The organism is Bifidobacterium sp., assembly GCF_022640935.1.
Classification (GTDB): Bacteria; Actinomycetota; Actinomycetes; order Actinomycetales; family Bifidobacteriaceae; genus Bifidobacterium.
In genome coordinates, this window is sequence record NZ_JALCCV010000001.1 from 111,817 (window position 1) to 124,510 (window position 12,694).

General features: G+C 62.6%; 12 protein-coding genes. 1 reads left to right on the forward strand and 11 read right to left on the reverse strand.

Annotated features, from left to right (window positions below):
• A complete protein-coding gene (locus tag LKG04_RS00445; protein WP_291760671.1) occupies positions 1 to 954 on the forward strand; it encodes a hemagglutinin in 954 nt (317 codons plus the stop codon).
• Between the two features lie 16 nt (positions 955 to 970).
• Here LKG04_RS00445 and LKG04_RS00450 read toward each other — a convergent pair whose 3' ends face one another.
• From LKG04_RS00450 to LKG04_RS00500, 11 genes are all read right to left on the reverse strand, one after another.
• Positions 971 to 2,221 carry an MFS transporter gene (locus LKG04_RS00450; protein ID WP_291760674.1) on the reverse strand — a complete coding sequence of 417 codons (1,251 nt, stop codon included), beginning with the start codon at positions 2,219 to 2,221 and terminating at the stop codon, positions 971 to 973.
• Between the two features lie 56 nt (positions 2,222 to 2,277).
• Entirely contained in the window at positions 2,278 to 3,615 is a 1,338-nt protein-coding gene (gene glnA, locus LKG04_RS00455) for a type I glutamate--ammonia ligase (RefSeq protein WP_291760677.1), read from the reverse strand.
• Between the two features lie 103 nt (positions 3,616 to 3,718).
• Entirely contained in the window at positions 3,719 to 4,462 is a 744-nt protein-coding gene (gene priA, locus LKG04_RS00460) for a bifunctional 1-(5-phosphoribosyl)-5-((5-phosphoribosylamino)methylideneamino)imidazole-4-carboxamide isomerase/phosphoribosylanthranilate isomerase PriA (RefSeq protein WP_291760680.1), read from the reverse strand.
• A gap of 88 nt (positions 4,463 to 4,550) precedes the next feature.
• Entirely contained in the window at positions 4,551 to 5,198 is a 648-nt protein-coding gene (hisH, locus tag LKG04_RS00465) for an imidazole glycerol phosphate synthase subunit HisH (protein ID WP_291760682.1), read from the reverse strand.
• A 46-nt stretch (positions 5,199 to 5,244) separates the two neighbouring features.
• Positions 5,245 to 5,967, reverse strand: coding sequence for a hypothetical protein (locus tag LKG04_RS00470; protein ID WP_291760685.1), 723 nt, complete (start codon positions 5,965 to 5,967; stop codon positions 5,245 to 5,247).
• Positions 5,967 to 6,566, reverse strand: a complete 600-nt coding sequence (hisB, locus tag LKG04_RS00475; protein ID WP_291760687.1) for an imidazoleglycerol-phosphate dehydratase HisB — start codon at positions 6,564 to 6,566, stop codon at positions 5,967 to 5,969. Before hisB ends, LKG04_RS00470 begins: the two co-directional genes overlap by 1 nt.
• Positions 6,567 to 6,686: 120 nt before the next feature.
• Positions 6,687 to 7,871 (reverse strand): histidinol-phosphate transaminase, encoded by a 1,185-nt coding sequence (locus LKG04_RS00480; protein WP_291760691.1) that lies wholly within the window; start codon positions 7,869 to 7,871, stop codon positions 6,687 to 6,689.
• Positions 7,868 to 9,265 carry a histidinol dehydrogenase gene (gene hisD, locus LKG04_RS00485; protein WP_291760693.1) on the reverse strand — a complete coding sequence of 466 codons (1,398 nt, stop codon included), beginning with the start codon at positions 9,263 to 9,265 and terminating at the stop codon, positions 7,868 to 7,870. The genes LKG04_RS00480 and hisD overlap by 4 nt, the downstream gene beginning before the upstream one ends.
• A gap of 389 nt (positions 9,266 to 9,654) precedes the next feature.
• Positions 9,655 to 10,413 (reverse strand): DUF3159 domain-containing protein, encoded by a 759-nt coding sequence (locus LKG04_RS00490; protein WP_291760695.1) that lies wholly within the window; start codon positions 10,411 to 10,413, stop codon positions 9,655 to 9,657.
• A 136-nt stretch (positions 10,414 to 10,549) separates the two neighbouring features.
• A complete protein-coding gene (locus LKG04_RS00495) occupies positions 10,550 to 11,449 on the reverse strand; it encodes a DUF3710 domain-containing protein (protein ID WP_291760697.1) in 900 nt (299 codons plus the stop codon).
• A 294-nt stretch (positions 11,450 to 11,743) separates the two neighbouring features.
• Positions 11,744 to 12,604, reverse strand: a complete 861-nt coding sequence (locus LKG04_RS00500) for an exodeoxyribonuclease III (protein ID WP_291760700.1) — start codon at positions 12,602 to 12,604, stop codon at positions 11,744 to 11,746.
• Positions 12,605 to 12,694: the final 90 nt, after the last annotated feature.

Sequence of the window (12,694 nt, forward strand, 5' to 3'; positions counted from 1 at the left end):
ATGGCACGCGATTCCCTCTGGTGGCGGCGTTCGGCCGGATCGGCGCGGCGCTCACACGATTCACATCAGGGCCGCCGCCAACGGCACGGTTGGCGGCGGCGCCGCAGGCTCGGGGGCAAGCTGCACCGCCGCAGGCACTCGAGGATCGCGCGCATAATCGGCGGCATTATGGCGGTGGCGTGCGTGCTGGCTGTGGGTTTAGGGCTGGCACGATTCATGCAATGGGAATATGAAATCAGCGCGGTCCAAGGTGAACAGGATGCGGTGGCCCGACGATACGGCTTCAATCCAGGCAATATCATCTCCGACGGCCAGTTCTTCAACGGCAATGCGATGAGCCGAGCAGAGATCCAGTCCTTTCTCAACGTCCACGGGGCATCGTGCTCGGGCGGCCGCTGCCTTAAATCCAAGACCTTCGACACCGTGGATCGGCCTGCCGACAATCTGTGCGACGCCTACACAGGGGCCAACGGCGAGTCGGCCGCCGCAATCATCGACAAAGCGGCTCGGGCATGCGATATCAGCCAGAAAGTGCTGCTTACCATGGTGCAAAAAGAGCAGCACCTCGTGACCGCGGCCGCTCCCACCGATTTCCAGTACAAGGCGGCGATGGGCCTGAGCTGCCCGGACTCCGCGGACTGCGACCCGGCATATGCGGGATTCTTCAACCAAGTCTATGGCGCGGCACGGCGCTACCAGTATTATCGCGCGCACGCCAAAAACTATCGATACCATGCCGGAACCTTGAACTATGTGGCCTACCATCCCGATAAGGCCTGCGGAGGCAGCACGGTCTACATTGAGAACGAGGCCACCGCGCTACTATACGTTTACACGCCCTACCAGCCGAATTCGGCTGCGCTGCGCGCCAATACGGGCGATTCTTGTTCGAGCTACGGCAACCGGAATTTCTCCCTCATCTACCGCAACTGGTTCGGCGACCCCGGCCGTTGAACCACTGGGCCAGAGTCTACAACGGCTCTGCCGCGGCGCGACGGTCGTTGCCAGCGTCCAGTTGCCGTTTGAGCATCGTGGCGGTCCCGACAGCCAACAATGCGAAAACGGCCCCGGCAGGGCCCAGCCACAGCAGCCCGGCACGATCATTGACCAGTCCTCCAGCGGCCGATCCGAGGGCGATGCCGGTGTTGAACGACATCGAGTTGAGCGAGGATGCAAGATTGAGGGAACCGGGATGCGCGGATGATGCCACATCCATATAGAGCACCTGAGAAGAGGCGTTCTGCAAATACATGAGCATACCCAACACCACCAAGGCGACCGCCCCATACCAAGGCGCGATGCCAGTCAAAGCAAGCGAACACAGCACCATGGTCTGAAGCGCATAAACCGGCCGGATATGCGTCAGCGGCTCGATGCCACGTCCCCGGCTCGCAAGGCGGCCGCTATAGAGGTTGCTCCATAGGCACGCAACGCCGAACACGACAAGGCCGAAACTCAGCAAATGTTCCGGCATGTGGATCTCATCACGCATGATCGGCGTGAGATAGGTGTAGAACACGTAGCTCGCCGCCGCGCCGAACACGACATCAAGCACGCCCAGCTGGATGCGCCGATCAAAAAACAGCCGGAATTGGGCGAGGAAACCAATGCGCATCGTGTGGCTGTTGCGTGGCAGCGCCACGAGCATCAGCACGATGACGGCCACAGTCAGCAGGTCGATGAGATGAAACGACCAACGCCAGCCGAACGTGTTCGCCACCCACGTGCCGACGGGCACGCCGAGAACGGAGGCGATAGAAAAGCCGGAGAACACCCAGGAGATGAACATTGTGCGGTAGCGTTCGCTGGTCACATCGGGAGCGTAGGTCATCGACAGCGCCACAAGCGTGCCTGAAACCAGCGCGATGACGACGCGTGACGCAACCAGCATGGCAAAAGACACGGCGAACGCGCACATGATATTGCCCGCCAAGAACACGAGCGCCAATGCCAGATGCGTGGCGAAGCGCGGGAAACGGCAGCTCAGGGCCGATCCCAGCGGCGTGGCGGGAGCATAGACAAAGGCGAACAGCGAGACGAGATTGCCCACTGACACTTCGCTGACCGACAAGCCGTGCGCGATGTCGGGCAGGATGCCCACGATGATGAATTCGCTCATGCCTAGGATGAAGCTCAGCGCCACGAGCGTCAGCACCGGAAGCGTGAAGAAGCGTTCGCGTCGGCCGCTTCCAGGCGCGAGCGACCCAGCGCTAGCACTCATACCGTCTGTCCCACTGCGCTTTCTCCCTCTCGGCTGCATGCTTGCCAACGCCGTGGCTACAGCTTCGGCAGGAACTTCTTGAGCTCGTAGGCGGTGACCTGACGGCGGTAATCTTCCCATTCGCTGCGCTTGTTGCGCAGGAAGTATTCGAAGGCGTGCTCGCCCAAGACGCCCGCCACGAAATCGGATTTCTCCATGATTCTCAGGGCTTCGTCAAGCGATTCCGGCAGCGGCTGAATGCCCATCGCCTTGCGTTCGGCATCGGTGAGCTCCCAGACGGCGTCGCTGGTCGGCTCGCCAAGCTGCATCTGCTGCTCGATGCCGTCAAGCCCTGCCGCAAGCAGCACGGAATACGCCAGATACGGGTTGGCGACCGGGTCGAGCGCACGGAACTCCATGCGAGAGGAATTGCCTTTGCCCGGCTTGTATTGCGGCACGCGCAGCAGCGCGGAACGGTTGTTGTGGCCCCAGCACACGTAGCTCGGAGCCTCGTTGCCGCCCCACAGGCGCTTGTAGGAGTTGACGTACTGGTCTGTCACCGCGCAGATCTCGGAGGCATGATACAGGATGCCAGCGGCGAATTGCCGCGCGATCAGCGACATGTTGAATTCTTGGCCCGCCTCGTAGAAGGCGTTCGCGTCACCTTCGAACAGACTCAGATGCGTGTGCATGCCCGAGCCCGGCTGATCGGTGAGCGGCTTGGGCATGAAGCTGGCATGGATGCCGCGCTCCAAGCCAATCTCCTTGATCACCGTGCGGAAGGTCATGATGTTGTCAGCCGTGGTCAGGGCATCGGCGTATCGCAAATCGATCTCGTTCTGGCCGGGACCGCTCTCATGATGCGAGTATTCAACCGAAATGCCCATCTGCTCGAGCATGTTGACGGCGGCTCGTCGAAAGTCCATCCCCGGGCTGCGCGGCACATGGTCGAAGTACCCGCCTTCGTCGATCGGCGTGGGCGCCTTCGACCAGTCCTCCTGCTGTTCGAAGAGGTAGAACTCGATCTCCGGATGCACGTAGAAGGTGAAGCCCTTCTCCTTGGCCTTGGCCAGCGTCGTTTTGAGCACGTGGCGCGGGTCTCCCAGCGACGGCTCGCCATCCGGGGTGAGGATGTCGCAGAACATGCGCGCGGTGCCTTGCGGACCATCCCGCCACGGCAACACCTGGAAGGTCGATGGGTCAGGGCTCACGATCATGTCGTCCTCCGACACTCGCGTCATGCCTTCGATCGCCGAACCGTCGAATCCCAAGCCTTCTTCGAAGGCCGCTTCCAACTCGGCGGGCGCGATGGCCACGGACTTCAACGTCCCCAGCACATCGGTGAACCACAATCGTATGAAGCGTACGTCGCGTTCCTCGACCGTGCGCAACGCGAACTCTTGCTGCTTATCCATATGGCATATGCTCCCATGCGTTTATTACGGCGACTTAACGCGTGGATGCGCCGTGTCGCCGACCTGATTTTCCCATCAGGATTATCTGCTCACGATTGTCTGTTCAGGCCCCGACGATGCCGGCCGAGGACATCATCCGCAAGGCCTGCTGCAGGCTAAAGGCGCGCGCATACAACGCCTTGCCCAGAATCGCGCTGTCCACGCCGAACGGCTCCAACTCGTCTATCGCGCGCAGGTCGTCCAATGACGATATGCCGCCCGAGGCCGTGACTTTGGCGTCGGTGCGCTGCGCGACTTCGCGCAGCAGGTCGAGGTTCGGCCCACTCATCATGCCGTCGCGCGTCACGTCGGTGACCACATAGCGCGCGCAGCCAGCCGTATTGAGCATGTCCATGGTTTCGAATAGCTCGCCGCCTTCTTTAACCCAGCCGCGGGCAGCCAGCGTATGCCCGCGCACATCCAGCCCGATAGCCACTTTCTCGCCGTATTCGCCGATAGCGCGCTTGGTCCAGTCGGGATTCTCCAACGCGGCGGTGCCAATGTTGACACGGGCCGCGCCGGCGTCGAGCGCGGCCTTGAGGCTCTCGTCGTCGCGCATGCCGCCGCTCATCTCGATATTGACCTTGCCGCCGAGTTCGGCGACGATCTCGCGCAGCCGGGCACGGTTGTCGCCCGTGCCAAAAGCCGCATCCAGATCCACGAGATGGATCCACGAGGCGCCGGCCTCAACCCATGTGCGGGCAGCCTCCAGCGGGCTGCCGTAATCGGTTTCGGAACCGGATTCGCCCTGCCTCAAGCGCACGGCCTTGCCCTCACGCACGTCGACGGCCGGAAGAAGCGTCAGCATATCGCCATCCTTTCCTGCAGATTGCCTGCACAGTATTGTCGCGGTGTTGTTCTCATGTGTTGCTCCCGCAGTGTCGTCCATGCAATGTTCAGAAAGTCGCCACCCAATTGCGCAGCAGCTGGGCGCCCGCCTCTGCTGATTTCTCAGGGTGGAACTGCGTGGCTGACAACGCCCCACGTTCGTACGCCGCCACGAACCTCGTTTGGCCATATTGGCACCACGCGACGCGCTGCGGCGCGCCGCCGAAGTCGATCTGCAGCGGCGCGCCGTCAATCGGCTCGGCCTGCGCCGCCGCATATGAGTGCACGAAGTAGAAGCGCTCGTCCGCTATGCCGTCCAGCAGCGTCGTGCCGTCGGGGGCCTGAAGCGTATTCCAGCCCATATGCGGAATGACATCGGCCTGGATGCGTTCGACGGAGCCGCCGATCAGGCCCAGGCCTTGCGCCTCGGCGCCGTTTTCATTGCCTCGTTGGAACAGGATCTGCTGGCCGACGCAGACGCCGAGCACGGGCCGACCGGCCCGCAGCCGGTCATAGATGACCCGGTCTCCCCCGACCTGCTTGAGACCATCCATGCACGCGGCGAACGCGCCTACGCCCGGCACCACGAGCCCATCGGCCTCCAAGGCCTGGCGATGGTCAGAGGTCAGTGTCGCGTCGACTCCGATGTTGGCGAGCGCGCGCAGCATCGAGCGCACGTTGCCGAATCCGTAATCGAATACCACGGCTGTAGTCATAAGCTGCTCCTTGTCGTTTCCTGCGATGATATCGCAGCGCCTGGCGTTATTGGATGCTCGAACTGCCGCGGCCGAAGCGCGTATGGTCGGCGATGACTTTCATCGCCTGGTCGCGGCTCAGCGCCCCCGAATCGATGCTGTGCAGCCCTTGGGCGCGCAAATCCTCCAGGTTTGCGATGCCCAGCATAAGGTCTTCGACGAACCCCGGCGTGGAGGCGAAGAGAATCGGCGGCGCGAAGGTCTGTCCCGCTTCGCCATGCAGGTAAAGCGTCGATTCGAGTTTGTCCGCCCGATTCACCGCCAGCACCGCAGCCATGCCTGAGACGACTGTGGTGAGGTCCTTGGCCGCTGACTCGGGAGCATCGCCGTCGAGATTACGCAGCACGGCCACCGCGCCCTGCTCCGAGCCTATGCAATCGGCCGCGATGTCGGCGAGCTGGCAGAACGCAGCAAGCAGCCGGGCCGAAGCGAGCCGGGTGATGAGCGCAGCGGTTTTCGCCTTGTCGCCGACCAGGCCCTTCAGCTCCTCGTCGAAGTCGTCGCCGGCAGATGTACCAGCGCCCCCGTCAACACCGTCATCTGCACCTTGGCCAGCGCCCTTGCCAGTGGTATCACTGTCGTTCGGCAATTCCGGCTGCCCGGGCTCCTGCCCGTCGAATTCCTTTTCGAATCCTTCCAGCGCAGCCTGAAGCTCCTCGTCGCTGAAATGCACATCGTCGAAATCCCCCTGCGGAGAGCCGCCATCATCCGGCGTGGCGTCGTCGGCCATCACAGCGCCCCTTTCGTGCTCGGAATGCCTTTCACCCGCGGATCGGGCTCGACGGCGAAGCGCAGCGCACGAGCCAGCGCCTTAAACTCCGCTTCGGCGATATGATGGGGGTCGCGCCCGGCGATAAGCTGCATATGCAAACAGATGCCGGCGTGGAAGGCGATCGATTCCATGACGTGGCGCACCAACGACCCGGTAAAATGCCCGCCGATCAATGCAAACTCGAATCCTGTCGGCTCCCCTGTGCACACGGCGTAGGGACGGCCCGAAATGTCGATGACCGCCTTGGCCAACGCCTCGTCGAGCGGTACAGTCGCATCGGCGAAACGACGGATGCCCCGTTTGTCTCCCAGCGCCTGCTTGAGCGCCTCTCCGAAGACGATGGCGGTGTCCTCGACGGTGTGATGCACGTCGATGTCGGTGTCCCCCGAGGCTTTGATGCGCAGGTCGATAAGCGAATGCTTGCCCAAGGCCGTCATCATATGGTTGAAGAACGGCACGGAAGTGTCGATGTCGGTCGCACCGGTGCCGTCGAGATCGAGGCTCAGCTCGATATTGGATTCACTGGTCTTTCTGACGATGCTGGCCGTGCGTGCCATGGATTTCCCTCCCCGGTTCGCAGTCGTTCCCCTCATCCGCATGCTGCCTAAGACGGATTCAGACGAGGGACATGCCTACTGCCGTGCTGCTGTTGCTATACTTTTCAATGCCCGTTTCAACTACTCTGCCCGTTCCACTATAGGCAGGACTTCGGTCAACGCCTCGCGGAATCGCGCCATCTCCTCGTCTGTGCCCATGCATACGCGCAGCCAGCCGTCCGGCCCGACCACGCGGATGAGGACGCCTCGGTCCAGCAGCTCGTCGAAGATGCGCTCACGATCATCGAAGCGGCCGCCGAAAAGCAGGAAGTTCGATGCCGAAGGCGCGACTTGGAGCGCCTGACCCTTGTAGCGCAGGGTCTTAAGCCAATGTGCCGTCTGCTGACGGATGTCGCGCAAGTGCAACACCCGCGCAAGCTGCTCGTCGGTATGCTCGAAGGCGGCTAGCGCGGCCGCCTGCGTGACGGCAGAAAGATGATAGGGCATGCGCACGATGCGCACGCAGTCGATGATGCCTTGGGATGCGGCCAGATAGCCCACGCGCGCGCCGGCGAAGGCAAAAGCCTTGCTCATCGTGCGGCTCACCGCAAGGTTCGGGTGCTGGCCGATCAGGGTAGCCGCCGAGGGGACGCCCGGGTCGCGGAATTCGATATAGGCCTCGTCGACGACGACGATCGGGTGCACGCCCTCGTTCGCGCCGCTGACCGGGGCCTGTTCGCAAGCCTCAAGAATGCGCCTGAGATCATCCATCGGCAATGTCGTGCCGGTCGGATTGTTGGGGCTGGTGAGCACCACCATCGAAGGACCGACATCTCGGATCGCTGCGATCGTCGCGTCGACGTCGAGTGTGAAATCCGCGTTGCGGTGCGCCAAACGCCATGCAGTGAAGGTGTCGCGCGCGTATTCGGGGTACATGGAGTAGGTGGGATCAGCGCCCAAGGCGGTCCGTCCCGGGCCTCCGAAGGCCTGGAAGAGCTGGAGCATGATCTCGTTGGAACCGTTCGCGCCCCAGAGTTGCTCGACCTTCAGCGCTGCTCCGGATTCGCGGGCCAGATAATCGCAGAACGCCTGCCGCAGCTCGGTATGCTCGCGGTCGGGATACCGGTTGAGCGTCGGCGCGATGGCCGCGACCCGTGCGGCGATCGCCTTGACGACGCCCGGGTCGGGCGGATACGGGTTCTCGTTGACGTTCAAGCATACCGGCACGTCGAGCTGTGGAGCGCCGTACGGCTCCTCCCCGATCAGATCGTTGCGCAGCGGCAGCGACGCTGGAATGGCATTGCCTGGACCCTCGGATGCGCTCATCGCAGCCCCGCCTCGCGTTCTTGATCATTCAGCGTCGCCTTGTCATACGGATCGTCGACGAAACGACTGAGCACGCATTCGCCGTGCGCCGGCAAGTCTTCGGAAACGGCGAAGGCGTTGATTCGGGCGGCGAGTTCTTTCAGGCCTCGTTCGTCGTATTCGATGACTTCCACGGGTTTGAGGAAGGTATGCACACCCAGACCTGAATCGAAGCGGGCTGTGCCGCCGGTCGGCAGCACGTGGTTCGAGCCGGACATGTAGTCTCCCAATGGCACCGGCGAATACGGGCCGCAGAAAATGGCCCCGGCGTTCGTGATGCGTGGCACGACGGCGTCCGGGTCGGCGGTCTGGAGCTCCAGGTGTTCGGCGGCGTATGCGTTCGCGGCGGCCACAGACTGGTCGAGGCCGTCGGTGAGAATGACGCCGGACTGGCGGCCGGTCAACGACGTAGCCACACGCTCGGCGTGCTCGGTGCGCGGCACGCGATAGTCGAGGTTCTTTTGCACGGCGGCGGCAAGCTCTTCGCTGTCGGTGATGAGCACGGATCCGGCGAGTTCGTCGTGCTCGGCCTGGCCGATCAGGTCGGCGGCCACCCAGCTGGGATCGGCGTCTTTGTCTGCGAGAATCGCGATTTCCGTTGGCCCGGCCACAGCGTCGATGCCAACCATGCCGGAGACCATGCTTTTGGCCGTGGCCACGAAGATGTTGCCCGGGCCGGTGATCTTGTCGACCGGATCGCACAGGATCTCGCCGTCCTGAGGCTCTGATCCGCGCGCACCGTATGCGAACATGGCGATGGCCTGCGCCCCGCCGACCGCATAGACCTCCGTGACGCCGAGGATCGCGCAAGTGGCCAGAATCGTCTTGCTCGGCAGCCCTTCGGCGCTGTCTCTGCTCGGCGGCGTCGCGATTGCCAAGGAACGCACGCCGGCGGTCTGGGCGGGCACCACATTCATGATGACCGAACTCGGGTAGACGGCCTTGCCGCCCGGCACATACAACCCTACGCGGTCGATCGGGATCCAGCGTTCGCTCACGCGCGCGCCATCGGCCAGGTCGGTGTGAAAGTCCTTGGGCACCTGCGAGGCGCCGACCGCACGGGCACGACGCACCGATTCCTCGATCGCCGCCCGTACCTCAGGGTCAAGTTCGTCAAGGGCCTGCTGCATGGCCTCGACCGGCACGCGAAGGTTCGTGGGGCGGATATGGTCGAATTTCTCGCCGAAATCACGCAGCGCCGCCGCGCCTCTTGCTTTGACGTCGTCGAGTATCGGGCGGACCAGCTCGGAGGCTTCGCCCGTGCCCATTTCGGCGCGCGGCATGGCTTCCAGCAGTTCGGCTCGGGTCAGACGCCTGCCGCGCAGGTCGATGATTCGCATAGTGTTATCGCTCATACCGCTCCATGGTAGCCACACCCCATGCACACGGCGTATCGACGCGTCGCATTGCATTCGCATCGTGAGATATGTGACGTGCTTTCCGATCGTCTCGCTGCTGCGGCACAGGCTGCCTCACCGTGCTGTCGTCTTCCTCGATCAGATCGGCCGGCCCTTGGTCTGGTTGAAGATCCATAGGTTCTATACCGGCGCTATCCCTATGCCGACATCGTGCGCTGTCTCTCGGCTTCAGTGCTCCATGTTCCCGACGCATGGCATACCGTTCTGCATGCGCTGGTGCCTATCGCGTCCATCGGCGTCGTCGTCTGCGCCGCGCGCACATGACGACCGGCAGATCGGTCGAGGGCACCTTGGTGGCCACGGCTGTGAGGCCACGCGAACAGTGCCTACGCCACGTCGTTATGAGCATCTGCCTCGGTTTGTGCATTCTCAGCTGTGCCCAGCGCACGCTCGACGGCAATATGACGGCGCACAGGGGTGGCAACGATCAGGTATGACACCCAGATGGCCAGCGCCCAGAACGGTATGCCCATAAGCAGGCGTGCCGTGCCGAGCCAAGTCACATGGTTCGTGACGTACAGCGGCACCTGTATGAGCAGCCGCAACGCGAAAACGCCGATCCACAGGGCGCTGATGATCGCATAGGCACGCGTCAGCTCGCGATCGGAACGCCAGCCGTGCAACCAAGCACGAAAATGCCCAGTGGGCAACGATCTGATGAATTCGAGCACCAGACCGAGTCCCGGTATCCGAACCGCCAATGAAACGGCAAGCAGCACAATGGAAACAGCATTCGTCAGGAAACCGAACAGATAATAGTCCCGCGCCTCATTGCTGCGCCACGCCCAAATCAGGCAGATGCCGACTGCGGCGACGCCGCTGAGCGCGCCCAACGCCGATTGGCGCTGGACCAGACGCACGAACACCTGGACAAGGGCGAGCGCGGCGGAAACGATGACGGTCAGGCGCACGTCCTTGGTAATCACGAACAGCACGATGAAGACAACACCGGGCAACATCGACTCGATAACGCCGCGCGGGCCGCCTATCGCATCGATGACGGAAAAGTCGTCGTCGCCCTCGGATTTCGCCAGCGCGGCCAAACCGGTGCGTTTGCCATAGCGCTCATGTTCGCTCACTGGCATGCGCGCCCTTCGTCTGTGCCGCTGGATTCACCCGGGCTGGGCAGAGTCGCCGATCTTGTCATTCCGGCTGAGTCCGTATCATCCGCTGAATTGATTATGTCCGCTGAACACGCCGAATTTGCCGCCTCTGCCAGGATCATCGGACTTCGGAGAACATCGGCCCACGGGCGAGCGTGGTCTTCACTTCGGTCTGCTGGTCTGAATCGAAGGGGCCCTTGGGGCGCGTCGGAATCGAATTGTCGCCAGCCTCGGTATCGGCGTCCGTTTTGGCCTTGGCTGCCTTGCGCTCGGCTGGTGCGACAGGCGGATGCATCGGGATCAGGTCGCGCGGCGCGAGCGGCTCCTCGCCGCGTTCGACCACGATATCGGCGAAGAACCCATCCAAAGCCTTGGTTTCGGCGTCGTCAAGATGCGTGGCGGCCTTGCCCGAGAAGATGCCGCGCAACATCCAGCGCGGACCGTCGACGCCGACGATGCGCGTGGTCACGCTTTTGCCACCTTTGACCGATACCGGCAGCGCGAGCTCCATGCCGAACACGCCCGGGCGCTCGGAGGCCTTTGCGTTCGAATCGAGCAGATCGCCACGCACATCGTCCCACAGCCCCAGCGTCTTGGGCGCTGCAAACGCCTCGATCTCCAAACTGGATGAACCATAGGTGATCGTGCAGCCAAGCACCTGTTGGCTGCTGCGGCTCGCCTTGATGCGCAGCTCGATGCCCTGCAGGAATGGCAGATAGAATGCCCCGAGATCAAGGTAATCGTCGTAATCGGGTGCCTCTTCCTCATTGACATCCCAAGGCCCGTATTCTTCGCCGCGGCCTTCGTAATCGGTGCTCGGCTCCTCGGGGAACGAGGGTTCGTCGATGGCTTCACTAGTAGATTCACCGACGGGCTCGTCCGCAGATCGATTCGACGTCGCCGCATCGTCAATGCCGGCGTCGCGAGACTCATCGTCGGCGTCCTTCGCCGCATTCTGAGCCCTCTCGTCGCCGGCCTGCGGATCATGCCTCTTCCTGCCGAAGCCAAACAATCCCATGATTCCTCGTTTCTTACGGTTGCAATCGAGTTAAGCCTAGCACCCGGCATTTATCATTCAGCGCCGCCGTCATCAACCAGCGTCCACGGGCCAGAGCCCGTCAGGCAACGCTCGCTACGCAAGGTTTATTGCACGTGTTGGGTGCCTGCGCAGGGTTATTACCCGCAAACCCTTCTGCTGGTACCTCATACCGGCTATCGGCGCTCCGCCAAGTATCCGGCGCCCAGCACCGGTCGAGCGCCTTATGCAAGATGCCTTGCATCGAGTGCCAGCCCGGGCGTTCACATGTTGGACTCACACGTCGTAGGTGACGATCAGCGGCGCATGGTCGGACCAGCGAGCCGCATAGCTTGGCGCTTTGTCGATGACGAATCCACGCGCAGATTCGGCCAGCTCCGGCGTGGCGAACTGATAGTCGATCCTCCAGCCCACATTGTTGTCGAAGGCGCGGCCACGCTGGCTCCACCACGTATAGGGACCTTGGATGTCACCGGCCAGAGTGCGCATGACATCGACGAAATCGTATTCGTCAAGCCATTTATCGATATAGACGCGTTCGGACGGCATGAAGCCCGCATGTTTGAGATTGGCCTTGGCGTTCTTGATGTCGAGCGGCGTGTGTGCGATGTTGAAATCGCCGCATAGCACGGTCTGCCTGCCGCCACGGGCCGCTTCGTCGCGCAGCTCGCCCATCCGTACGAGCATCTGGTCGAGGAAACGGAACTTCTGGGCCATTTTCAGCGGATCATCCGCATCGCCTGAATGCACGTAGACGCTCGCCACCGTGATCTCGTAGCCTTGCGGCGTCGCGACGTCGGCTTCGATCCACCGCCCGGTGTCCACGTCTTCTTCGAGCCCCGGCAGCCCGTAGCGCTGCGCGACCACCGGCAGATCGGAAAGCAGTCCCACTCCGGCGCGCCCCTTGATCTTGCATACCTCGTTCATACGCACCAGCGCGTCCGGGGAAGCCACCTTGTTCTCTTGGGCATAACGCCCGGCGAAATCATCGAAGATCGGCTCGATTTCGGTCTGCGGAGCACGCACCTCCTGCATGCACCACACGTCGGGGGTCATGGCGCTCACCCAATCGGAGACGCCCTTGCGGTTCGCGGCGCGCAGGCCGTTGACATTCGAAGTGGCAATAGTGATGGTCATAACCCCCGACCCTACACCATGAGCGCGCGCATGCCACAGCGGCCGGATCTATTTTCTATGTCGCCGTTTCGGGCCGTTGAATGCGGTTTT

What these genes read in the sequence shown, in the direction of transcription:
- LKG04_RS00500 (WP_291760700.1), bottom strand. Translation starts at nt 12,604, where the DNA reads ATGACCATCACTATTGCCACTTCGAATGTCAACGGCCTGCGCGCCGCG.
- glnA (WP_291760677.1), bottom strand. Translation starts at nt 3,615, where the DNA reads ATGGATAAGCAGCAAGAGTTCGCGTTGCGCACGGTCGAGGAACGCGAC.
- LKG04_RS00450 (WP_291760674.1), bottom strand. Translation starts at nt 2,221, where the DNA reads ATGAGTGCTAGCGCTGGGTCGCTCGCGCCTGGAAGCGGCCGACGCGAA.
- LKG04_RS00495 (WP_291760697.1), bottom strand. Translation starts at nt 11,449, where the DNA reads ATGGGATTGTTTGGCTTCGGCAGGAAGAGGCATGATCCGCAGGCCGGC.
- hisH (WP_291760682.1), bottom strand. Translation starts at nt 5,198, where the DNA reads ATGACTACAGCCGTGGTATTCGATTACGGATTCGGCAACGTGCGCTCG.
- hisD (WP_291760693.1), bottom strand. Translation starts at nt 9,265, where the DNA reads ATGAGCGATAACACTATGCGAATCATCGACCTGCGCGGCAGGCGTCTG.
- LKG04_RS00470 (WP_291760685.1), bottom strand. Translation starts at nt 5,967, where the DNA reads ATGGCCGACGACGCCACGCCGGATGATGGCGGCTCTCCGCAGGGGGAT.
- LKG04_RS00445 (WP_291760671.1), top strand. Translation starts at nt 1, where the DNA reads ATGGCACGCGATTCCCTCTGGTGGCGGCGTTCGGCCGGATCGGCGCGG.
- priA (WP_291760680.1), bottom strand. Translation starts at nt 4,462, where the DNA reads ATGCTGACGCTTCTTCCGGCCGTCGACGTGCGTGAGGGCAAGGCCGTG.
- hisB (WP_291760687.1), bottom strand. Translation starts at nt 6,566, where the DNA reads ATGGCACGCACGGCCAGCATCGTCAGAAAGACCAGTGAATCCAATATC.
- LKG04_RS00490 (WP_291760695.1), bottom strand. Translation starts at nt 10,413, where the DNA reads ATGCCAGTGAGCGAACATGAGCGCTATGGCAAACGCACCGGTTTGGCC.
- LKG04_RS00480 (WP_291760691.1), bottom strand. Translation starts at nt 7,871, where the DNA reads ATGAGCGCATCCGAGGGTCCAGGCAATGCCATTCCAGCGTCGCTGCCG.